This window comes from Pseudovibrio sp. FO-BEG1 (assembly GCF_000236645.1).
Taxonomy (GTDB): domain Bacteria; phylum Pseudomonadota; class Alphaproteobacteria; order Rhizobiales; family Stappiaceae; genus Pseudovibrio.
In genome coordinates this window covers 5,416,899-5,438,596 of sequence record NC_016642.1, presented here as the reverse complement: position 1 = coordinate 5,438,596, position 21,698 = coordinate 5,416,899, and the positions used below count along the sequence as shown (strand labels likewise).

General features: G+C 52.2%; 18 protein-coding genes. 11 read left to right on the top strand and 7 right to left on the bottom strand.

Annotation, left to right across the window (positions count from 1 at the left end; translation table 11 throughout):
* Positions 1–5 precede the first annotated feature (5 nt).
* Entirely contained in the window at positions 6–896 is an 891-nt protein-coding gene (locus tag PSE_RS24500; RefSeq protein ID WP_014287244.1) for an ABC transporter six-transmembrane domain-containing protein, read from the top strand.
* A gap of 50 nt (positions 897–946) precedes the next feature.
* Here the strand turns inward: PSE_RS24500 and PSE_RS24495 are convergent, their stop codons facing one another.
* Entirely contained in the window at positions 947–1,714 is a 768-nt protein-coding gene (locus PSE_RS24495; RefSeq protein ID WP_208609282.1) for a Crp/Fnr family transcriptional regulator, read from the bottom strand.
* Between the two features lie 273 nt (positions 1,715–1,987).
* On the opposite strand from PSE_RS24495, the gene PSE_RS24490 reads away from it, so the two are divergent.
* The 6 genes from PSE_RS24490 to PSE_RS24465 all read left to right on the top strand — a co-directional run bounded on the left by PSE_RS24490 (position 1,988) and on the right by PSE_RS24465 (position 11,171).
* Positions 1,988–3,061 carry a cytochrome-c peroxidase gene (locus PSE_RS24490; protein ID WP_014287243.1) on the top strand — a complete coding sequence of 358 codons (1,074 nt, stop codon included), beginning with the start codon at positions 1,988–1,990 and terminating at the stop codon, positions 3,059–3,061.
* 12 nt (positions 3,062–3,073) lie between these two features.
* Complete coding sequence (locus PSE_RS24485) at positions 3,074–4,216, top strand: cytochrome-c peroxidase (protein WP_014287242.1); 1,143 nt, start codon at positions 3,074–3,076, stop codon at positions 4,214–4,216.
* A gap of 12 nt (positions 4,217–4,228) precedes the next feature.
* Positions 4,229–4,825: an arsenate reductase (azurin) small subunit gene (locus PSE_RS24480; protein ID WP_008552535.1), complete on the top strand. Its 597-nt coding sequence runs from the start codon at positions 4,229–4,231 to the stop codon at positions 4,823–4,825.
* A gap of 10 nt (positions 4,826–4,835) precedes the next feature.
* Positions 4,836–7,511 carry an arsenate reductase (azurin) large subunit gene (locus tag PSE_RS24475; RefSeq protein ID WP_014287240.1) on the top strand — a complete coding sequence of 892 codons (2,676 nt, stop codon included), beginning with the start codon at positions 4,836–4,838 and terminating at the stop codon, positions 7,509–7,511.
* A gap of 209 nt (positions 7,512–7,720) precedes the next feature.
* Positions 7,721–10,087 carry a HEAT repeat domain-containing protein gene (locus PSE_RS24470; RefSeq protein WP_014287239.1) on the top strand — a complete coding sequence of 789 codons (2,367 nt, stop codon included), beginning with the start codon at positions 7,721–7,723 and terminating at the stop codon, positions 10,085–10,087.
* A 118-nt stretch (positions 10,088–10,205) separates the two neighbouring features.
* Positions 10,206–11,171, top strand: a complete 966-nt coding sequence (locus PSE_RS24465) for an aldo/keto reductase (protein WP_014287238.1) — start codon at positions 10,206–10,208, stop codon at positions 11,169–11,171.
* 5 nt (positions 11,172–11,176) lie between these two features.
* Here PSE_RS24465 and PSE_RS24460 read toward each other — a convergent pair whose 3' ends face one another.
* Positions 11,177–12,199 carry a LacI family DNA-binding transcriptional regulator gene (locus PSE_RS24460; RefSeq protein WP_083841615.1) on the bottom strand — a complete coding sequence of 341 codons (1,023 nt, stop codon included), beginning with the start codon at positions 12,197–12,199 and terminating at the stop codon, positions 11,177–11,179.
* Positions 12,200–12,316: 117 nt separating this feature from the next.
* Positions 12,317–13,261, bottom strand: a complete 945-nt coding sequence (locus PSE_RS24455; protein ID WP_014287236.1) for a 2-hydroxyacid dehydrogenase — start codon at positions 13,259–13,261, stop codon at positions 12,317–12,319.
* Between the two features lie 548 nt (positions 13,262–13,809).
* Here PSE_RS24455 and PSE_RS24450 point away from each other — a divergent pair.
* Positions 13,810–14,502 carry a FadR/GntR family transcriptional regulator gene (locus PSE_RS24450; RefSeq protein ID WP_008552540.1) on the top strand — a complete coding sequence of 231 codons (693 nt, stop codon included), beginning with the start codon at positions 13,810–13,812 and terminating at the stop codon, positions 14,500–14,502.
* A 45-nt stretch (positions 14,503–14,547) separates the two neighbouring features.
* Here the strand turns inward: PSE_RS24450 and PSE_RS24445 are convergent, their stop codons facing one another.
* Positions 14,548–15,483 carry a sugar kinase gene (locus PSE_RS24445; RefSeq protein ID WP_014287235.1) on the bottom strand — a complete coding sequence of 312 codons (936 nt, stop codon included), beginning with the start codon at positions 15,481–15,483 and terminating at the stop codon, positions 14,548–14,550.
* Between the two features lie 402 nt (positions 15,484–15,885).
* On the opposite strand from PSE_RS24445, the gene PSE_RS24440 reads away from it, so the two are divergent.
* Together PSE_RS24440 and PSE_RS24435 are read left to right on the top strand one after the other, a co-directional pair.
* The gene (locus tag PSE_RS24440) at positions 15,886–16,929 is read left to right on the top strand and encodes a P1 family peptidase (RefSeq protein WP_014287234.1); all 1,044 of its coding nucleotides are present in this window, start codon (positions 15,886–15,888) and stop codon (positions 16,927–16,929) included.
* Positions 16,922–17,875, top strand: coding sequence for a phosphotransferase enzyme family protein (locus PSE_RS24435; RefSeq protein WP_014287233.1), 954 nt, complete (start codon positions 16,922–16,924; stop codon positions 17,873–17,875). Before PSE_RS24440 ends, PSE_RS24435 begins: the two co-directional genes overlap by 8 nt.
* 80 nt (positions 17,876–17,955) lie before the next feature.
* Here the strand turns inward: PSE_RS24435 and PSE_RS24430 are convergent, their stop codons facing one another.
* A complete protein-coding gene (locus PSE_RS24430) occupies positions 17,956–19,332 on the bottom strand; it encodes a glutamate decarboxylase (protein WP_014287232.1) in 1,377 nt (458 codons plus the stop codon).
* A gap of 179 nt (positions 19,333–19,511) precedes the next feature.
* Between PSE_RS24430 and PSE_RS24425 the strand changes: the two genes are divergently transcribed.
* A complete protein-coding gene (locus tag PSE_RS24425; RefSeq protein WP_008552592.1) occupies positions 19,512–20,621 on the top strand; it encodes an ATP-dependent RecD-like DNA helicase in 1,110 nt (369 codons plus the stop codon).
* A gap of 68 nt (positions 20,622–20,689) precedes the next feature.
* Here the strand turns inward: PSE_RS24425 and PSE_RS24420 are convergent, their stop codons facing one another.
* Together PSE_RS24420 and PSE_RS24415 are read right to left on the bottom strand one after the other, a co-directional pair.
* A complete protein-coding gene (locus PSE_RS24420; protein WP_014287231.1) occupies positions 20,690–21,112 on the bottom strand; it encodes a thioesterase family protein in 423 nt (140 codons plus the stop codon).
* Positions 21,113–21,303: 191 nt separating this feature from the next.
* Positions 21,304–21,642: a helix-turn-helix domain-containing protein gene (locus PSE_RS24415; protein ID WP_014287230.1), complete on the bottom strand. Its 339-nt coding sequence runs from the start codon at positions 21,640–21,642 to the stop codon at positions 21,304–21,306.
* Between the last annotated feature and the right edge of the window lie 56 nt (positions 21,643–21,698).

The window sequence follows — 21,698 nt, the reverse complement described above, 5'->3', positions numbered from 1 at the left end:
CTAAAATGACAATCTATTATCTTCGTGTTGAGGACAGAATGCGTTTAGAGGGGCATCTTGGGCTTTCTACCATTGTGAAGACCTTTCCTTATCGGATCTGTCTGACATGGGCTGGTGTGCTCGCAGAGAACTTTCTGATGGCGTTGATCCCGCTGCTGATCGGGTTTGCCATTGATGACCTACTGCAGGGTGCCTATGATAATGTCATTATAATGGGTGCCGTGCTTGTCGGGCTGACGGTGATTGCTGTTGCCCGACGGATTTATGATACTCGCGCCTACGGCACTATCCGCGTTCACCTTGGCGCTGCACTGGATCAGAAGCATCAGAATAAGCCGGTCTCAAAACGGGCGGCGCGGCTGAACATGAGCCGGGAGCTGGTGGATTATCTGGAGGGCGAAGTACCTGAGGTGCTTTCAGCGGTTATTCAGATCATTGTAGCTCTGGTGGTGCTCGCTGGGTTTCATTTGTTACTGTCAGCTTCTGCTTTTGCAGTTGTTCTCCTGCTGCTGCTGACCTACTCGGCGTTCAATAGCCGATTCTATCTTCTGAACTCCTCACTGAATGCGGAGAGCGAAAATCAGGTGAACGTGCTGGAGCGGGGTAGTCGGAAAGGGGTCTGGCGGCATCTTAGGGCCTTGCGGATCCATGAAGTGCGGCTTTCAGATACGGAAGCGATCGTTTATGGCGTGATCTTCCTGTTTCAGATTGCCTTCATCGTCACCAACCTGGTGCTTGCAGCTGGCCTACCGGATATGAGCACAGGGATGATCTTCTCTATCGTCGCTTATTCATGGGAGTTTGTGGAAGCGGCCATCATGCTGCCCATGACGATGCAGAGCCTGACCCGTCTTAACGAGATTACTGCGCGTATTAATAATGTAGAGGAAGAGTAGGGACGGGTAAGAGCTGGTGGTTTTTCCAGCTCTTGTGCTTGCCGATTAGATCAGCGGTGGTTGGATAGGCGTGGGCGGGCGCCGTTGGCGATCTTGCGCAGACCTTTGAAGTCCAGAACTTCAATCTTGTGCTTGCCGATGAGTTTGACTGCGCCTTCTTTCTCCAGACTCTTTAGAACACGGCTGACGGTTTCAGCGCGCAGGCCGAGATAGTCCGCGATAGACTGTCTGGAGATTGGCAGAGTGAACTCTTCCACAAAGCGCGGGATATTCATGCGGTTGCGCAGCTCAAAGATAAAGGAGGCCATGCGCTCTGTTGGGGTCTTCTTGCCCAGATCAGAGGAATGGTCGAACTGCTGGTGCATGATGTCTGTTGCGCGGCGCCAATAGATGCGGCGCAGGTTGCCATCCCGCAGGAGCAGTTCTTCGAACACATTACGCGGGACGAGCTTTACGGATGTCGGCGCAAGCGCGACAACCTCGCCGGATGCGTGTCTGTCCGCGCGGTTCATGTCGAGGTATTCGCCTGGGAAGCGGAGTGTCAGTAGAGAGCGGCGGCCATCACTTAAATGACTCTCGACAGCAATCACACCAGTGAGAACAGCAAAGACGACTGGTTCCGGAAAGTCTTCGGGCGCCAGCTGATCACCTTCGTTCAGCTCGATGGTTCGGGCGGTGCGAAGTTCAGCTCTGTCGAAGTGAAGATGCATAGGGCGGCAGATGCATTCTTCGCCCTTAAAACCGCAGGTTTCATGAACACATTCAAAAGATGGTTGGTCAGGCGATGACGCTATCTTAGGAGGGGTTGTCCCCGACATGCGTTAAGCTCCCCGCTTATTACGTGATTTGGCGTAAAGTCCCCTGTAGTAAAGGACATTGATATAAATCAATATTCTAAGGATTACTTTTATTCAACATTTTGTTACCGGATGAAGGTGAAAAAATATCATTGTTTAGAACTCTTAAATCCAGCTTCTGATTGCAATCAATGAATGCAGTTCAACCCCATGCAGAAATAATGCGTATTCGGGGATCGACGCCGCTTGGCAACGAATCCAGGCGGCGTCATCCTAGGCAAACTGGGGGTAACAATGCGCCTTCTCGTCGGTATGTCGATTGCTTTGATGACAAGCACTGCGGCATTCGCAACAGATTTAGGGCCTGTTGCAAAAATTGAGCAGAATCCTGCTCTCGTAGAACTGGGAAAACGCTTATTCTATGATAGCCGTTTGTCTGGTGACACCAACCTTAGCTGTTCAACATGTCATGATCCAGCTAAGGCGTTCACAGATGGCGAGCAGCTTTCTACCGCATATACAGGTACAGAAGGTTTCCGTAACACGCCAACACTGGCGAACGTCGGACACCGTGCTGCATGGATGCATGATGGCCGTTTGGGTACAAACCTGAACGACGTGTCTCGTGGTATGATCACCGAGACCTACATCATGAACATGGATATGCGTATTATGCAGGAGCGCTTTAAACAGGATCCTGTTTACGTTGAAATGTTTAAAGCTGCGGGCAAGGGCGAACCATCCAACGGTGGTGCTCGTGGTGCTTTGGAAGCATTCCTTAAATCCATTACATCTCAAGGTTCCGCGTTTGACCGTGGTGAGCTGACCGTCGCTGAGAGACGCGGTTATGAACTCTTCATGGGCAAAGCAGGATGTTCTTCCTGTCACTCCGGCAACCGCTTCACTGATGATCAGCCACACAATACCGGTGTTCCAAACAACCCAGATATCTGGTCTGATCCACTGCGTCACATCACCTATGTGACTTATGCGAAGTTCATGGGCGTAGAAAACTACATGAACCTGCGTGAAGATCAGGGTGCATACATCCGGGATCACAAAGAAGAGAACAAGCGTTCCTTCCTGACCCCAACTCTTCGTGAGCTGACCTACACCGCGCCTTACATGCACAACGGCATGCTGGCGACCCTTGAAGACGTTGTAGAATTCTACAACCAGGGTGGTGGTGATGATGTCAACAAAGACTTACGTCTGAAGCCACTCAACCTGAAGAATAGCGAAAAAGCCAATCTGGTCGCGTTCCTTAAGTCCTTGTCTGGCGACAGCTTCGATACTCCTGAATACGTTTGGACAGCCGACGACTACTCTTACGAGTTGATCGAAGACTGGAAAAACAAGAAGAACTAGGGGGCTGCTAAAATGACAACATTCAAAAAAACCATTAGTGCGATTGCACTTGCTGGTGTTTCCATTGTTGCAGTGGCAGCTGGTGTTCAAGCGGCTGAAAAACGCCCGGCAGAGCTGGCTCCTTTGGGAGAGCCTCCTTCTCCACCAGATAACCCAATGACACCTGAAAAGGTTGAGCTGGGTAAGCTTCTGTTCTTCGATCCACGCCTCTCCGGTAACGGTGCAATGCCTTGTTCGGCTTGTCACCTTCCAGAACTTGGCTGGGATTTCCCGGACAAGATCTCTCTGGGCTACCCAGGTACTGTTCACTGGCGTAACTCACCAACCATTGTGAACTCTGCTTACTATGGCAACCTGTTCTGGACTGGTGTTTCCAAATCTCTGGAAGCTGAAGCCCGTACAGCTGCACGTGGTGGCGTTGCCGGTAACGGTGAAGACGACATGATGGAAGCACGCCTTGCGTTCATTCCTGAATATCGTGAACGCTTCAATGACGTGTTCGGTACAGAATATCCGCTGATGCGTGACGCTTACATGGCGATTGCTGCATTTGAACGTTCCATCGTTCAGCGCGATACTCCGTTCGATCTGTACATGCTGGGTGATGACAATGCTCTGTCTGACCAGCAGAAGCGTGGTATGGAACTGTTCACTGGCAAAGCAGGTTGTTCCACCTGTCACGACGGTGCTCTGATCTCCAACCAGAAGTACTACAACCTCGGCGTTCCAGCTTATGACGGCTGGGAAGATGATGAGCTTGCACAGATCACCTTCCGCTTCGAGCTTTATGCAAAAGGCTCTACGGAAGAGAAATATCGCAAGTGGAAGGACGATCCGGGCCTTTACTTCGTGACCAAGCAGGAAGCTGACCTCGGTAAATTCCGTGTGCCTTCTCTGCGTTACACCAAGTACACCGCTCCTTACATGCACAACGGCATGCTGGAAACTCTGGAAGACGTAGTTGAGTTCTACAACCAGGGTGGTGGCACTAACGACTGGGCAGCAACGAAAACTGACCTGATCAAACCTCTTGGTCTGACCGACAAAGAGAAAGCTGATCTGGTGGCCTTCGTAGAAAGCTTCTCTGGCGAGCGTCTTCTCATGGAAACACCTGATCTTCCTGAGTATGAACCGCTTCCGGCTGTAACGAACTAAGAGGAGATGGAGATGACACATCAACCTAAGTCCGTCTCTCCTGAGATGATTGAGGTCGTTAACGGCCCTGAGGAAATCGCGAAAACTGGCAAGCGCTGCGTGATGACACGCCGTCAGTTCCTGCTGACTTCCGGTATTTCTACCTTCACCGTAATGGTGGCACTGAAGTCTGGTCCTTCCTCCGCGAAGGTGCCTGCAATGGTCTCCACTTATGAACGCAAGTTCATTTGTAAGCTTTCTGATCTGAAAGAAGACGAGCCATTTGACTTCAGCTACCCAGATGATGGCGCTTACTCCGAGTCCATGATTGTTAAACTGGGCAAGGAAGCTGGCGGCGGTATCGGTACTGACAAGGACATTGTTGCGTTCAACTACACCTGTACTCACCAGGGTGGTCCGCTGCAGGGTACCTATCAGAAAGGTGATAAGGCACTGGGCCCATGCCCACTGCACCTGACCACCTTTGACCTAACCCGTCACGGTATCTTCATCTCCGGCCAGGCTTACCAGAGTCTGCCTCAGGTTCTTCTCGAGCTGGACGGCGACGATATCTACGCTGTTGGTATGTTCGGGCTGATCTATGGCCGCTACGACAATCTCAAAGGGTGAGGAGTAAATCATGTCAACTCCCTACTACATTCCTGGAACAAACATTCCGCTGCCTCCGGTAGACGCTGATGTTCTTTCCACTGCTTGTGATTATTGTATCGTAGCGTGTGGTTATAAGATCTATCGATGGCCTGTTAAGGGCGGAAAAGTAGGTGGTGAGAAAGCCGCTGAAAACGCCTTTGGCGTGGACTTCCCGGTTGATCCGCTGGGTCCATGGGTTGCTCCTAACCAGTACAACGTTGTGCTGCACAAGGGGGAACCTCACCATGTGATCATCATTCCGGATAAAGATACCAAGCATGTAAACATCAATGGTAACTCTTCTATCCGTGGTGGTGCGCTGGCGAAGAAGGTTTACAACCCTCAGACCCCAACCCGTGATCGTCTGAAGTCACCAATGATCCGCATGTTCGGCACTCTGATGCCTGTGACCTGGGATCTGGCTCTGGAAGTTGCTGCGGAAGTTGGTAAGCACGTTATCAAGAAGCACGGCGAGAACGCTTTCTGCGTGAAAACATTCTCCTACGGCTACATGGAAAACACCTATGCGATTTCCAAGTATGCTCTGCGCTCTGTTAGCACTGCGAACTTCACGTTCCACGACACTCCGTCTGATGTGACCTCCACACCAGGCTTCCGTGATGCTGGTTTCGACAACTTCGGTCCGTCCTATCAGGATTGGAAAGATGCTGAGACCCTGATGGTTTGCGGTACGGACCCATATGAGTCCAAGACCATCCTATTCACTGACTGGATGATGCCTGCGATCCAGAATGGTCAGAAGACCATCTTCATGATCCCACGTAAGACCGCTGGTGTGGCTTACGCTGAGAAGAATGGCGGTCTGTGGCTCGACATCCAGCCTGGTACTGACCTTCTCGTTGTGAACGCGATTGCTCGTGTGATCATCGAAAACGGCTGGCAGGATGCTGAGTGGATCCGTGACTGGGTCAACAACAAATGGGAAAGCTCCTCAGGCTTCGGTCAGGGTACCCGTAATACTCCATGGCAGTGGCGTACCACTTGGGGCAAATTCCAGACCAAAGGCTACGAAGACTTCGTTAAGTGGTTGATGGCTCAGGATGAGTTTGAACCAACTGCAGCTGCTGAAATCGCTCAGATCGATGTAGAGAAAATCTACACAGCTGCTGAGTGGATGGCGAAACCTCGTGAAGATGGATCCCGTCCTAAGACGTCCATCATGATCGAGAAGGGCTTCTACTGGTCCAACAACACCGGTAACACCAATGCGATTTCTTCCCTTGGTATTATCTGTGGCTGTGGTGGTCGCCCAGGTCAGGTTATCGGTCGTGCTGGTGGTCACCAGCGTGGTGGCTTGAAGGGTGGTTCTTACCCACGCAACAAGTCTCCTGAGAAACTGCCAGGCCGTCGTCGCCGCGCAATGGATACCGACCGGTATCTGATGAGTGGTCACACCCGCTTTGCTCACGTGATCGGCAACACCTGGATCCAGTCCATGTGTGGTTCCCAGTCTCTTGCTGCGAAGTTTGAAGAGCTGACCGTTCAGAATCCAAATCAAGTGCGTTCTTACGACAAGCAAACCATCATCGACACACTGAAAAAGCGTGTAGACAGCGGTGGTATGGTTGTTGTGAACCAGGACATCTACCTCGTAGATCCAATTGGTGCACGTTTCGCTGACATCGTCTTCCCAGCTGCAGGTTGGGGTGAAGACACCTTCACCCGTGCAAACGGTGAGCGTCGTCTGCGTCTGTATCCAAAATTCTACGATGCACCAGGTGAAGCAAAACCTGACTGGTGGATTGTTGCGAACCTCGCGAAGAAAATGGGCTTCAAAGGCTACGATTGGAAAGACTCCAACGAAGTGCTTGAAGAAGCAGCCCGCTTCTCTCGTGGCAGCCGTAAAGACTTCTTTATGTTGAAGGTTGCTGCGCAGAAAGAAGGCAAGACACTTCACGAGAAGTTTGCTGAGTTCGGTACTGACGGTATTCAGGGCCCGGTTGTTATGCTTGAAGACGGCACCTTGCAGGGTACCAAGCGTCTGCATGATACCACCCGTGAACTGTCTGCGACTGGTCCAAGTGGTTCCAACCGCTACAACAAGAAGCTCACTCACTTCAACTCTCAGACTGGTAAGTGTAACATCCAGAAGAGCCCATGGAGCCTGTTCTCCGATTACTGGGCATGGATGAAGCCTAAGGATGATGAGCTCTGGGTTACTTCCGGTCGTATCAACGAGCGTTGGCAGTCTGGTTATGATGACCGCCGTCGTCCTTACATCGTACAGCGCTGGCCTGAAAACTGGGTTGAAATCCACCCAGATGATGCGAAAGAGCGCGGTATCGAGAACGGTGACTATGTGATGCTCTATTCTGACCGCATTCCGGTTCAGACAGACACCACAGTAGGTATCGAAGGCGATGACTTCACCTTCACCAAGCTGATGGACGAAGGCCACATTGAGCTGACCGAAGCAGCGATCACTGCGGTAGCAATTGTTACCCCAGCGCTGAAGAAGGGCATGCTTTACATGGACTTCCTGCACACTGCACAGCCAGCGAACGCTCTGTCTGGCCGCGTGGTGGACTGGATCAGCGGTAACTACAACTACAAGATGGGTGTTGGTCGCATCAAGAAGATCGGCACAAGCCCATACAAGGATAGTTTCCGGTCTATGTCTTTCGCACGTCGCGATATTGCATAAGAAATCAGGAACTGGCGGGCGCACCCCGCCAGTTCTTTTTCCGCTTGTGCCAAGGGGCTTTCAGAGATCAGCCCTTTTGCAGAAGTGGACCTTGAAGCGGTTGGCTTTCGATGTTGAACATTCAACCTGCTTTGAGTTTTAGTTTTGCGTATTCTTGCCGTGATCCGGTGCCCACTTTTCGAGAATACGCTTGAGGAGAAAAGCCAATCATGACGGTTTCCACCAGGCGTTTGGATCAGGATTTTGCAATTGAGCAAACCGAAGCTACCGACAAGCTCGTGAAGATCCTGTGTGAGTTACTTGCAAACGGCGAAGAGCGTGAAAAGTGTTTGTCCGCTCAAATTCTTGGAAAATTTGGAAATTCGACAGCTCAGGCTGCGCTCGCGGAAGCTCTGCGGGATGAGGATGAAGACGTTCGCAGTGATGCGGTTGAAGCTCTGATCAGTGCGGGTAAAGGCCTTGATGCTGATGTGCTTCTCTGGAGCCTGCTGAACGACCCTGTGCTGGAAGTTAAGCTCTCGGCCATTGATGGTCTTGCAATTGTGGGCGGAACAGTTGCTGAAGAGTGGCTGATGAAGCTTGCCAAAGATCGCTGCGAAGATGACGTAGCCTGGGATGGTTACGGTGCTGAGTGGGATGATTGGCTGGATGTGCAGCGCAAGTCCATTCTTGCACTTGGCACGCTTAAGTGTGAAGCATCGGCGGCTACTTTGCTGGAAGCTGCACGGGATCCGTTTGGTCAGGAAGTCTGGCCGGAAGTGACTGTGGCGCTCGCTGAAATGGGTGTGACTGGCTTGCTGGAACTGGCTGGGCTGGCGTCTGATGCTTCCGCTCGTGTGCGCGAGCATACGGCGCGTGCGCTTTCTTCTGCGAAAGATGAGCGCGTTGGTGAGATCCTGCGGGCTCTGTTTGTTGATGCTGATCCGGATGTTCGTGTTGCAGCAGCTGAAGTGCTGATGACACGTGGTGAAGAAGCTGATCTGGCTGTTCTGCTGGCGGATAATGAGCCGCAGATGCGTCGGCTTGCTCTGAAGGCTCCGGGAAGGATCTCTTACTCCAAGCTTGAAAAAGTGGCTTTTGAGGATGAGGAAGAAACTCTGCGTGTGATGGCGCTGGAGCGGATGGCTTCCATTGAGATCGCCAAGCCTGATGCGTTGATTGAGCGGATTGAACGTTCTCTGCGCAGCGCGAGCGATGTGTTTGTTGCCGCTCTGATTCCAGTACTGGCAAAGGTTGATAGTGAAGCTGCAACCTCACTGCTGACTGAAATAGCGACCCACCGCACGGAAGAAGCTGTTCTGAAGGCATTCATCGTGCAGCATGGGGAGAAGCCGAGCGTTGAAGGGCTGGCTGTGCTGCAGGAGCAGGTTACCAGTGCTGAACAGGAAATCCGCCTCGCTGCTTTGAACTCGCTTGCCAAGCTGGCTGAAGGTGAGGGTGACATTGCAGACAATGCATCTGTGCAGCTGGTTTGGGCTGTTTCCGGCAAGCTGATGCCTGAAGCGCATGATCAGGATATTCTCGACACTGCGAAAGAGAAAGATCCGTCTGATCTAGGCAACAACGGCAAAGGTGAAGACAAGCCACCACGTGTTCAGATTGACCGCGAAGGCAATGTGATTGAGCCGCAGACACAGGAAGACGTTATTGCTGAAGAAGAGGTAGTGGCGGAAGAGCCTGCTGCTGAGGAGCTGGTTACGAAGGTGACTTCAGGCGCAAACGAGGTGGTCTCAGAAGAGGTGCCGGAAGGTGCGATTGAGAGTGTTGAAGATCTGCCGGACAATGTTGTTGCCTTCCCTGGTTCTACCCTTGGCGCGATCCTGAACACTGAAGACGAGCTTGAGAAGCTTGCAGAAGAGCCTGTTGAGCTTGGCAAGAAAGACATGCACTTCCTTGAGTTGGCGAATGAGCTGATCGAAAAGAAGCGTGTTGTGCCGGGTCGTCCTGATGATCCTGCGCTGGACATCCGTCTTCTGGCTCTGCGTATCTGTGGTGATGCGAAGCGTCCGGAGCTGATTGATGCGCTGGTCTCAGCACTGTCTGATCGTCAGATGCAGGTTCGCTTTGCCGCGAGTCAGAGCCTCGTGCATCTGATTGAGAATGGCCTTGAGCTTTCCGAAGATGCGATTGACCGCATTCTCGCCCTGCCGCCTGAGAACGATGTTGCCGTGCGTGCCATGCGTGTTGAGCTGCTTGGTACCTCTTCCAAGCCGGAAGCTGAGAAGGTTGTGACAGCTGCGTTGAAAGACAAGACCGATGCTGTGTCCGCGTCTGCACTGAAAGTTTTGGCCGGAAAAGCTGAGGCTAACATTGATGTGCGTAGCTATCTATCAAGTCCGCGTCGTCGTTTGCGGGTGATTGCTCTGGAGCTTGTGAGCGCTAAAGCTGATACTGGGGCGCTGGACGATATCTTCGAAGCTGCGCAGATGGAAAACGGGGTTCTTATACCGGGAGCTGCAACGTGCCTGCGTTGTTATTCTCAGGAAAAGGTCCTCGATGCCATGGAGCGATGGCTGGATGGAGATCTCTCCCGCAAGCTGGCTGCATTAGAGGTGCTCAATAAGTACGTGGCTTAGAGTATTTGGCTCTTTGATGAGCTGAAATGGTTTGCGCTGGTGTTTATCTGGTGCACAATACGTTGTAAGGAAACCTGCTGGCGGTGTGCTGGCAGGTTTTCTTTTTTGAGGGGGCATCATGCGATCTAAGACACTTTCCACCGGTTACAAGATGCCAATGCTGGGCCTTGGCACGGTGAACTTTGGAGAAGGCAAAACCTATCCTGCGCTGCGTGCGGCGTTGAAGGCCGGGTATCGTCACATCGATTGCGCGATGATGTACGACAACGAAGCGGAGATTGGTCAGGCAATCGCGGATGCGATGAAAGAAGATGGCATCAAGCGTAGCGATCTCTTCATCACTTCCAAGCTTTGGAACAGCTTTCACAAGCCTGAGGATGTGAGAGGCGCGTTGGAAAAGACGCTTGCGGATCTTCAGATGGAGTATCTCGACCTCTATCTCATGCACTGGCCTGTTGCTCTGAAGAAGGGCGTGAAGAAGCCAAGTAGCTCAGCGGATTACTACTCGCTTGAGGACGTGCCGCTGATGAGCACGTGGCGTGAGCTGGAAGAGTGCTTTGATGAGGGTTTGGTGAACACCATCGGCGTTTCCAACTTCAGCACTCACAAGCTGGAAGACCTGATCATGGAAGCGCGGGTTGCGCCTGCGGTTAATCAGGTGGAGCTGCATCCGTTCCTTCAGCAGAATGAACTGCGCTCATACTGCCTGCACAACAACATCGCGATTACGGCTTACTCGCCGCTTGGCCGCGGCATTCCTGCTGATTTAACTGAGCAGCAGAAGCAGGAAGTTGTTCTGGCACATCCTGTTATTGAAGAGATCGCCGAGAAGCATGATGCGACCACATCTCAGGTGGTGCTGAAATGGGCAATCCAGAACGGCATTATCGTTGTGCCGAAGTCAGGCAATCCTGAGCGCCTTGCGCAGAACCTTGCGGCGCTCGCGTGCGATCTTGATGAGCACGACATGTCCCGTATCGCGCATCTAGACAAGAACCATCGCTTCATTCCTGGCGATGAGTACTTCCTGTCCGGTAGCCCTTACACCTGGGAAAACCTCTGGGATGAGCCTCGTCCTGAGTAAAGGCGTCAGACCTGGAATCTGGAAGAGTCGCGTACCAACAGATGCGGCTCTACGCGCTCCGTCATGGTGGGTGCGGTGTCTCCATCAAGGCGTTTGATGAGCAGGTTGGCGACGTCCTTGCCGATGGTGCGTGGGTAACTCTCCACTGAGGTGAGGGCCGGTGTCCATGCTTCTCCCTCTGGAAGATTGTCGAAGCCAACCACGGCGAGATCCTCACCAATATTGCGGCCTGCTTTCTTCAGCTCTGCTGCTGCGCCGACTGACACCAGATCATTGTGGCAGAGCAGGGCGGTGAACTCGGTTTGGTTTGAGATCAACTCCTGCGCTTTGATGCGGCCGCATTCACGATCGAAGCCACATACTTCCACATGGATATCTGCTTCAGGAATGCCTGCTGCTTTCAAGGCGTCGTAGAAACCACGCTTGCGCTCGCGGCCTGGCATTGTTTCCTGCAAGCCTGCGATCATTGCGAACTTGCGGTGGCCTTGTTCCAACAGGTGTTTGGTGGCCAGCTGAGCGGCCTGATAGTTGTTGGAGCCGATGTAATCCATCGCCAATCCCTCAATCTCACGACAGAAGGTAACGACTGGGATTTTACGTGTGCTGGCAATCTCGAAATCACTGCGTTTGGTGCCCGCGCTTGGGCTGATGGCGATGCCGGCAACGCCGTGGCCGATGACTTCTTCCAGCATGGTTTGCTGGCGCTTGGTGTCCTCTCCGACATTTGCGATCACAGGCAGATAGCCGTGTTCTGAAAGTGCGGCTTCCAGTGAGGTGCAGAACTCGGCATAAAATGGGATCGAGATGTCCGGCACGAGTACGCCAATAAGGCGTGAGCGGCCGGAACGGAGTTTGGCGGCGTTGTAATCTCTTACAAAGCCCAGTTCCTGCATTGCTTTCTTTACGCGAGCTTTGGTTTCTTCCGTCATGCGCCCGGTGTCGTTTATTGTATTCGACACGGTCGCTACCGATACCCCCGCTGCTTTCGCAATATCGGACACAGTAACTCTGGATTTTTTTAAAGGCATGAATTTGCTTTATTTATAAAGTAAGTGGAACTCGCAGGTAACAATAACACCTGAATCGAGTGGGTGTGAGCTATATTTTTGTTTTTCTAAGTAAATGTTGTTGGGGTTACGTATAGGTTAGAAATTTAGTCGGCTAAATACTTCTCCATTTCGCGTATAAGATGAAATATTTTCAATTACTTGGCGTCCCATCTCCAATCGCGTTTCCAGTGTGGCACTTGCGAGATGGGGTGTGAGTGTTGTGTAGGGTGAACTGATCAGTTCATTGGGAACATTGGGCTCATCTGGAAATACATCCAATGCTGCTGCGCCCAGTTTTCTGCTCTCAAGTGCAGCGATCAAATGTTGAGTGTTTACTAATGAACCGCGGGCAATATTGATAAGAAGGCCCTGAGGTCCGAGTGCTTCTAATATATTAATATCTATAATATTTTTTGTGTCGGAACTGCCTGAAGCGGCAATAACCACCACGTCAGATTCGTTTGCCAGCTCAAGAGGTGTGGCTCTACATTGGCTGTCTTCGGCTGGGTCGCTGTTCCTGTCGCAATACAAGATATGCATGCCAAATGTACCGCCGAGAATCTCTGCGGTTTTTCTGCCAATGCGCCCATACCCAAAAATGCCGAGTGTTTTACCGCGTAAGCTGTAGCCGATGCCGAGTTTGCCCCTGAGCCAGTCACCATTGCGGATAAAGCGGTCCCCCTCTGCAACTCTGCGAGAGGAGGCGAGGGCGAGCGCGACCACATGATCGGCGACGGCTTCGGTCAGTGCATCAGGTGTGGTGGTGATGATGATGTTGCGGCTGCGGGCCTGATCCAGATCGATTTTATCGTAGCCTGCACCGTAGACCGTGATGAGCTCCAGATTGGGTAGGGAGGCCATGAGTTCTGTTGGCAGGCCCACATCTCCCTTGGCGGCGACCACACGAATGTTTGGCAGGATTTGCGCTTTCAGGTCTTCGTCCTGCTGAAACTCCCAATAGCGGGCGGGCGAGAAGCGGCGATCCATCTCCTCGTTGATTTCATCGGGTGCATAAGGGCTTAGTTGCAGAACATCGGTCATGTACAGTCATCTGAAGATTACTTGAACGTCACCGTCAAGAATGACTCAAGTTGCGGAAGTTCGCCAGAGCAGAGTTTGATCTGTCCAACAGATGCTGCGTCCTAAGCTGTTGGAAAACGCAGAGAACTCAGGTCAGCGTGAAGATCAGATAAAGGAGGCCTACGAGGATACTGGTGACAGCCAAAGTGCCACAAAAGTCAGTTGCCGCACACTGAATAGTCTTGAAAGGAAGTCGACGCATAATAACACCCCCAACCTTGGAGAGACCCCACAATCCCTCTCAGATATATTAGAAAGATGCGCTGTAAATAAGTAGACTACATAATGTCGCAGTTGCTTAAGCAGACATGGTTGTTCGCTTATCTGGATGAACTCATAAGTGGCGTAGTTATTTGAATTTACTATAGTTTTTCTGCTGATGTTTTTACGTGATGTGTTTTGGACGGGTTTAGGGTGGCAAGCTTGTTAGCTCAGGCGGGCTGTTGTAAATTAATGCAGTTCCAAAGGCTGCAAACAGCTAAGAAAAACAAGAATAATTGGAGTGAGCGGTGGCCCGTCCAGCAAACCTCTCGAATGCGGTTTACGACAAGATGAAAGAAGCTGTCGATTCCGGAGAATTTCCGGAAGGCTTGAAGCTTCCGACTGAAAACGCGCTTTGTGAGCGGTACGGCGTCTCGCGGCCTGTTGTGCGCGGTGCGATGGAGCGTTTGCGCAAGGAAGGCTACATCAAGACTGTGCGTGGTTCTGGCAGCTTTGTCATCAAAGAGCACGTCACCCCAACTCCTTTTGCTCCAACCCTTGGTGAGTTTGCGATCTCTGGTATTGGCGATGTCATCCAATGTCAGGAAACCCGTATGGCGTTTGAAGGCGAGATGGCGGCGCTGGCTGCTGAACGCTGGACAGACGAGGAAATGGAAGAGCTGGATGCCGCGCTGGCGCAGATCCATAGCGATGGCCTGGACTCTGTCGGTACCATTGATGGTGATATGCGGTTCCATGCTGCGGTGGTAAAAGCAGCGAAGAATGAATATGCCGCCGCTGTTTATGAGCTGATGAAGCCGCAGATCCTCGTGGGTATGAACATGAGCAAGGGGCTTTACCCGCTGCTGCCGGAGTTTGCGCGTCGTCATGGCATTGAAGAGCATAAGGCCATTCTGGATGCGATCCGCGCACGGGATGTGGAAGGTGCGCGCCGGGAAATGCGCAATCACATCGGCTTCTTTGGCGATCAGTTCAAATAAGAAGGCCCGCTGTATTAGAAGCGAGGCTTCTCTCAAACTTGCCTATCAGATGTCTCGGGCCTTCATGAAGGCCTCGACCTGATCCCGTGTTGGGATTGGAGCAACTGCGCCATAGCCCTGAGTGGTCAGTGCTGCTGCGGCGTTGGCGTATTTGAGGCTGTCTTCCAGTGACTTGCCAGCCACCACATTGGTGAAGAACGAGCCGGAGAAGCAGTCGCCAGCGCCTGTTGCATCGATAGCCTCAACCGGATTACCTGCCACGCGATTTCTCTCAGATGCGGTGGCGTACATGGCGCCTTCTTTACCCAGCTTCAGAATAACGTTCTTTGAGCCGAGGTTGAGGTAGAAGTCACAGATTTTGTCCGGATCAGACAGGCCGGTCAGCACTTCGGCTTCATCAACGCTTGGCATGATGAAATCAACGAGACGTGCAGTTTCGTGGATGATGCCGCGGGCGCGGTTCAGATCCCACAGTTTGAGACGCAGGTTGGTGTCGAAAGAGGTGAGCGTACCTCCTTCTTTTGCAATCTCGATGCCTTTGAATACGCTGTCGCAAGAACTGGTGGAGATGGCCTGTGTGATTGCGGTGACGTGGAACAGCTTCGCTGCGCGGATTGCATCTGCTGGCAGCTGCTCTGGTGTGATCTGCGATGCGGCGGAGCCTTTGCGGGCAAAGCTGAAGTGGTGACCTTGCTCGTCGTGAGAGATGAAGTAAATACCGGTTGGCGCAATGGCGTTGCGTTCAACAAGGTGCGTCTGGACGCCTTCTTTCTCCCAAAGATCAATGAACTTGTTGCCGAAAACATCATTGCCCAGATGGGTCAGAATCGCGACGCTAGCGCCCTGACGGGCAGCGCAGCATGCGAAGTTTGAGGCATCACCACCGAAGCCGGAGAGATAGTCCGGGCCTTCACCGCTGTATTCCTTGACCTGATTGAACTCGAACAATGGCTCCCCAAAGCTGATGATTTCTGCGGTCATTTTGTCCTCATTGTTCAAAGTGTATCAGGCAGCATGCGTCACTTTTGGCCAGTCCTATCAGTTTCCTGCAGCCGGAGCGGTTGATATGATGCAGGAAAGATTCTGATGCTTGGAATGTGGTGACAGCTAATTGGTAGACCATTTTCCGATATTTCGGGGTATTTTGCAATTAGCTGCTTACACTTATTTTCGTTGATTTTATTGAAATTCTTGATGAGTTAAAACGGGAAAACCATCGGATATATACAGGGAGGTTATACTGGAGGTGAAATTGGTCGGCCAATATTGAGGCGGATCTTTCCTGAAATAAGCCGCCATTTGCCATGGCGGCGTTGTTTGCTGATTAACTATGAAATAGGACTGGTACACCTGAGTGGAATACGATTTGTGCCAGAGGTTGGAATGTTTCAGAAAATCAATATTGGGTCTTTGCCAAAGGGTCAGCGGAACACAATCTGTGATGTTCCGGGTGTCAAAGTCGGACACGTGACGCTTTCAGATGGAGACTGCCAGACTGGCGTGACAGCAATTACCACTCACAATGAGAACGCCTTTAACCTGAGAACCCGCGCGGCTTCCCATGTTTTCAATGGGTTCGGCAAAAGCGTCGGGCTGGTGCAGGTTGAGGAACTGGGAGAGCTGGAAACGCCTATCCTGCTGACCAACACGTTGAGCGTTGGTGCTGTGAGTGAGGGGCTTATCCAGCATACGCTGGCAGAAACGCCAGACATCGATTTTGTGATGGGAACCATCAACCCTGTTGTGTTTGAGTGTAATGATGCTTTTCTGAACAAGATCAGTGCGTTGTATGTTCGTCCAAACCATGCTCTGGAGGCGATTTCTGCAGTTTCAGACGAGTTTGAACAAGGTGCAGTTGGTGCAGGACGCGGCATGTCCTGTTATGGGCTGAAGGGGGGCATTGGGAGTGCCTCTCGTCAGGTGACGCTGGGCAATAAAGAGTACCATGTGGGTGCTCTGGTGCTTTCCAATATGGGCCGCATGCCGGACTTTACATTGGCTGGACGGCACATTGGTCCACAGATTGAAGAGAAGCTAGCACGTGATGAGAGTGGGCCTGAGAAAGGGTCCATCATCATGATCGTTGGAACGGATCTGCCACTGAGCGAACGACAGTTGAAGCGAGTAGCCAGACGGACATCCGTAGGACTTGCACGAACTGGTTCATTCCTTGGTCATGGAAGTGGCGATATAGCTTTAGCGTTCACAACTGCGGATCCGGTGGACATTAAGAGCAGAAAACGTACGCATTCGGTGGAACAAATGGATGAGCGGCGAATTGACAGAGTGTTTAGAGCAGCAGCAGAAGCTACAGAAGAAGCAATCGTCAATTCAATGTTGAATGCAAAACGCGTGACAGGTCGTGATGGCAATACGCGCTATGCACTGGGAGATTTTGGCGAGTTAATGGGGGATGCAAATGAATAAGCAGGAAATCAAGCTCCTTGATGAAGCTTTTGCCTTGCCGGAAAACACCAAGTGGTCCTCTTTTGGAGAAGGCCATGCCAATGAAACATGGTTGGGAGAGATAGACGGTGACGAGCCTGTGGTTCTTCGTCGTCACAATCCAAACAGAACCGAAGAGCAGATCCTCTCCGAGTTCAAATGTCTGGACCTGCTTCATGATCTGATTGGCTATGAGGTTCCTAAGGCGCTTTACGGTGTTAATCAGGAGCGCGTGACCGAGGTGGAAGGTGCACACTACTCTCTCTTTGAGCTGATCGAGGGTGAGACACCTCCACTGGACAAGGTTGAGACCTGCAAGCAAAGCGGTCAGGCTCTGGCAAATCTGCACATCAAGCTTTGGGAGGAGCGGGATGCGTTTAAATTTGCAGAGGAAGAACGTCCCGGTGTCAGCAAGGAGACGCTGAAATCTGGCGCTGAATTGCTGGAAGCGCTTTCCAGCATGGAAGCTTCCAAGAACATCGATGGCAAGTACCTGACCTCAGAGTACTGGACTGATGTGGAGGCGTCACTGAATGATGCCCTTGGTGCGCTCGCGAAGTTGAACGAGACCAAGCATCTGATCCATGGTGATTTTGGCCCGCCGAACACACTGATCAGCGAGAACTCTGGTGAGCTGGTTGGTATTCTGGACTGGGATGAATGCCGCTGGGATCTGCCGGTTTATGATGTGGCTGGCGTCTATCCGTTCCTCTGCGAGATCGACAAGTCGCTGGGCGAAGCGTTTGTTGATGCTTACTTTGCTGGGCTTAAAGGCTCGTCTCACCCATTGGCCGCGCGGGAGAATGAAACCCGTGATCTGATGGGGGCTGTGCAGTACGTGGCGACTTACAAAGAGTTTGAGCTGATGGTTGAGAACCATCTTGATGAGCCAGAATATCTGGCGCAGCTGCTGGAACAGCTGGCCTGATACTCAAAGACTGTCTCTCACGGGTTTGTTTGGGGCATATCCTTTTCCGAAAACCGGTTTCCGCTTTTCGGGGATATGCTCTATCCGTGAGAGAAACTTGGTCCTGCCTCGGACCACTTGATGTTGTTTTTATCCAGATAGTTCAGGGCTTTTTTGATGTCCAAGTAGAGCTGCTCGACGGCATCGTGAGAGACGCCGTGGCGGATCATGACGCGCTGGACAACAGTGTCTTCCATATCTGATGGCAGCGGGTAGGATGCGATTTGCCATCCATTCATGCGCACGCGCTCTGAAAGATCGTAGAGCGTGTAGTGAGCTTTGTCCGGATGTTTGAGGCGATAGCATACGCAGGGTAGGGCACCGTTGCCGTCGTAAAGGATATCCAGCTCCGGCAGTTCCGATAGTTTCTCTGCTAGATACTGAGCATTTTCTGCGCAGGCGGACTGGATGTCCCGGTAGCCATCCCAACCTAACCGCATGAAGTTGTAATATTGGATGACGATCTGCCCGCCGGGGCGGGAGAAGTTCAGCGCGAAGGTTGGCATGTTGCCGCCCAGATAATCGACGTTGAACACCAGGTCAGACGGCAACTCTTTCTTATCGCGCCAGATTACCCAGCCCACGCCCAGAGGTGCGAGACCGAACTTGTGGCCGGAAGCGTTGATGGATTTCACGCGGTCTAGGCGGAAATCCCACAGCAGTTCTGGATGCAGGAAGGGCGCAACAAAGCCACCGGATGCAGCGTCCACATGGACTGGAATGTCCAAACCGGTTTCGGTTTGAAGCCTATCCAACTCCTGGCAGATTTCTTTGACGGGTTCGTAAACGCCAGTGAAGGTTACGCCCAATGTGGGGACGACACAGATTGTGTTTTCGTCCACGTAGTCTTTCAGCTGCTCAGGCCGCATGTGGAGGGAGCCTTCGCTGAGTGGGATCTGGCGGAGTTCCACATCGAAGTACTTTGCAAACTTGTGCCAGCACACCTGAACAGGGCCACACACCATATTGGGCTTGTCGTGAGGTTTGCCTTCCTTCTTGCGGCGGTCTCTCCATGCCCATTTCAGGGCAAGGCCACCCAGCATGGCGGCTTCTGAGGAGCCAGTTGTAGAGCAACCGATCGTTTCTTCGGCTTCCGGTGAGTTCCAGAGGCTGGCGATGATGTGAACGCAGCGGGCTTCAATCTCTGCAGTTTGCGGATACTCATCCTTGTCGATCATGTTCTTGTCGATGCAATCAGCCATGAGTTTGTGGACTTCATCCTCCACCCACGTGGTGCAGAACGTGGCGAGGTTTTGCCGTGCGTTGCCATCCAGATACAGCTCGTCCCGCACAAGATTGTAGGCTTCTTCAGGGCTCACTCCGGTTTCTGGAATGCGGGCTTTGGCTAAGCCTTCAACGGCGCGGGCCGTGGCGTAGATGTCGGGACTTTCGCTGGCACATGTCTTCCACAGTGGCATGGGGTTGCTCCGAAATTGATAGGCTGATGCAACCCTAGCGACAGTGCCTGAATTCCGCGTAAGTTTCACACGTTCAATTTGGAGTGTCCTGTTGACCTTTTTAAGAAAACGAGGGCGTTTCAGGTCAGCTTCGTTTATTACTCATTGACGTTTGAGAAAGTTATTACAGGTGGTCTGGAATGGATTGGTCTCCGCAACAAGACGATGCACTCACTGAAGTGGCGCGCTGGGCACGCTCTCACGGGCCACAGGTGTTTCGCTTGTTTGGGTATGCTGGAACCGGAAAGACCACACTGGCCCGACATTTGGCAGAGGGTTTGGATGGCGAAGTGGCCTTTGGTGCGTTCACCGGTAAGGCTGCGCATGTTCTTCGGCAAAAAGGGTGTGCGGATGCGTCGACCATCCACTCGTTGATCTATCGCCCCAAGGGGACGAAGAAGGATGATGAAGACGAAGATGAAAGCCCGCAGTTTGCTATCAACCGCGATAGTCCTGCCGCCAAAGTGGATCTGATCATCATTGATGAATGTTCCATGGTGGATGAAGAGCTGGGCCGAGATCTGCTTTCCTTTGGCAAAAAGGTGCTGGTGCTGGGTGACCCTGCGCAGTTGCCACCTGTGCGTGGTGGTGGCTTCTTCACTGAGGCAGAGCCGGACATCATGCTCACCGAGGTTCACCGTCAGGCGAAAGACAATCCGATCGTGCGCATGTCCATGGACATTCGTGATGGGGAAGAACTGGACTTTGGCCAGTATGGTGACAGCGCCGTGATTTCCCGTCGGGAGATCGACAAGGAGCGCATCCTTGCCTCTGATCAGGTGCTGGTTGGGACCAACAAGACACGTCGCCTTTACAATGGCCGTATCCGTGATCTGAAAGGCTTCACCACGCAGATGCCGTCCGTAGGTGATAAGCTGGTGTGCCTGCGTAATGACAAGACTAAGGGCTTGCTGAATGGCGGCCTTTGGGAAGTCTCCCGCTTGCGTCCGCCACGCGGAAACACTCTGCGCTTTGACGTGATTTCAGAGGATGATTTTTCCAAGAAAGCCGTGAAGGTGAAGGTGCTGCCAGCGATGTTTGAAGAAGGCAGCGAGCAGCTCCCTTACGCCATCCGTCGTCGTGCCGATGAATTCGACTACGGCTACGCGCTGACCGTGCATAAATCGCAGGGTTCTCAATGGGATGATGTGGTGCTGTTTGACGAAAGCTGGGCCTTCCGTGAGCACAAAACCCGCTGGCTCTACACCGCTGTGACTCGTGCTGCGAAGAAAATTACAGTGGTGCGGTGAGAGGCAATGCTGCGTCAATGATCGTGGAAGATCCTTCTGGCTGTGTCATCGCCTCATGGTAAGACCCTCTAAAGAAGATAGTTCGACAGTTCCTGACGGATGTCATCGGTGAACTTCTTGGCTTTGTTTGTGGTCAGGTCGATCTGAACCATAGTGGTTTTAGCTGAAGCGGCGATTTCGTTGTTTTGGATGACGAGTTGATGAAGTTCCAGTGAGCTTCCGCCAATTTTGGAAATGCCGGTGTAGATCTGCACTTCTCCGGGCCAGAACACTGGGCGCAGGAAGTCCATGTTGAGGTTCGCCAGAGCGAAGCCGCTGGTTTTGGTGAACAGGTTTAGCTTCTCATGGATGAACAGTTCGGTCCGTCCGGTTTCTAAGAATGTGCTGAACACGGCATTATTGACATGGCCCTGGCTGTCCGCATCGCAATAGCGGAGTTTATCCGTGGTCACTGAAGCGTACTTCTCTAGATCACTCTTAGAAACTGCCATGCTTATGCTCCATTCCGTCTGGGATGCTGTGCTCGTGATTCAACTGCTGCTGATGGTATAGGTGTGCCAGCTGCTCGCCAAGTTCAGAAGCCCATGCAGAAATAGCAATGCTATTTTCTTTGGCTTTTCGTATAGGCCGATAATTTATTGAGATCGTTTCAGAGCTGCTTTTGTGCTGTTGGGTGCGCTCTTTAAATTGTCGGCACCCATTCCATAGCCCAGTCGCCTAAAGGTTCCAATCGGTTATAGAGTTCCCGGCCTGTCTTGGTCAGGGTGTAGCCGTCTGAGGCTTTTTCAATGAGACCGACGCTGCGCAGTTCTTTGAGGCGTGTGTTCAAGACGCTTGGCGAAGCTGAGCCGCAATAGGCCTGAAGCTCGCGAAATGTGCGGTTTTTCTCGCTCAGCCCCCACAGTATGCCCATCGCCCATCGCCTGCTGAGCAGGTCGAAGAGGACCATGATCGGCTGCCCGCTTTGGGAGCCGGGTACTGGTTCGCCATGTTTTGCGACTGGACGGTCTTCTTCACTCATAGTGCATGTTCCTTGCTTCTAAAATCGAAGCGGTGTAATGCTTCTAATATAGTAGC

Bases quoted from the DNA above. Each gene is read 5' to 3' on its own strand.
- PSE_RS24500 (WP_014287244.1), top strand. From the start codon at position 6: ATGACAATCTATTATCTTCGTGTTGAGGACAGAATGCGTTTAGAGGGG.
- PSE_RS24495 (WP_208609282.1), bottom strand. From the start codon at position 1,714: ATGTCGGGGACAACCCCTCCTAAGATAGCGTCATCGCCTGACCAACCA.
- PSE_RS24490 (WP_014287243.1), top strand. From the start codon at position 1,988: ATGCGCCTTCTCGTCGGTATGTCGATTGCTTTGATGACAAGCACTGCG.
- PSE_RS24485 (WP_014287242.1), top strand. From the start codon at position 3,074: ATGACAACATTCAAAAAAACCATTAGTGCGATTGCACTTGCTGGTGTT.
- PSE_RS24480 (WP_008552535.1), top strand. From the start codon at position 4,229: ATGACACATCAACCTAAGTCCGTCTCTCCTGAGATGATTGAGGTCGTT.
- PSE_RS24475 (WP_014287240.1), top strand. From the start codon at position 4,836: ATGTCAACTCCCTACTACATTCCTGGAACAAACATTCCGCTGCCTCCG.
- PSE_RS24470 (WP_014287239.1), top strand. From the start codon at position 7,721: ATGACGGTTTCCACCAGGCGTTTGGATCAGGATTTTGCAATTGAGCAA.
- PSE_RS24465 (WP_014287238.1), top strand. From the start codon at position 10,206: ATGCGATCTAAGACACTTTCCACCGGTTACAAGATGCCAATGCTGGGC.
- PSE_RS24460 (WP_083841615.1), bottom strand. From the start codon at position 12,199: ATGCCTTTAAAAAAATCCAGAGTTACTGTGTCCGATATTGCGAAAGCA.
- PSE_RS24455 (WP_014287236.1), bottom strand. From the start codon at position 13,261: ATGACCGATGTTCTGCAACTAAGCCCTTATGCACCCGATGAAATCAAC.
- PSE_RS24445 (WP_014287235.1), bottom strand. From the start codon at position 15,483: ATGACCGCAGAAATCATCAGCTTTGGGGAGCCATTGTTCGAGTTCAAT.
- PSE_RS24440 (WP_014287234.1), top strand. From the start codon at position 15,886: ATGTTTCAGAAAATCAATATTGGGTCTTTGCCAAAGGGTCAGCGGAAC.
- PSE_RS24435 (WP_014287233.1), top strand. From the start codon at position 16,922: ATGAATAAGCAGGAAATCAAGCTCCTTGATGAAGCTTTTGCCTTGCCG.
- PSE_RS24430 (WP_014287232.1), bottom strand. From the start codon at position 19,332: ATGCCACTGTGGAAGACATGTGCCAGCGAAAGTCCCGACATCTACGCC.
- PSE_RS24425 (WP_008552592.1), top strand. From the start codon at position 19,512: ATGGATTGGTCTCCGCAACAAGACGATGCACTCACTGAAGTGGCGCGC.
- PSE_RS24420 (WP_014287231.1), bottom strand. From the start codon at position 21,112: ATGGCAGTTTCTAAGAGTGATCTAGAGAAGTACGCTTCAGTGACCACG.
- PSE_RS24415 (WP_014287230.1), bottom strand. From the start codon at position 21,642: ATGAGTGAAGAAGACCGTCCAGTCGCAAAACATGGCGAACCAGTACCC.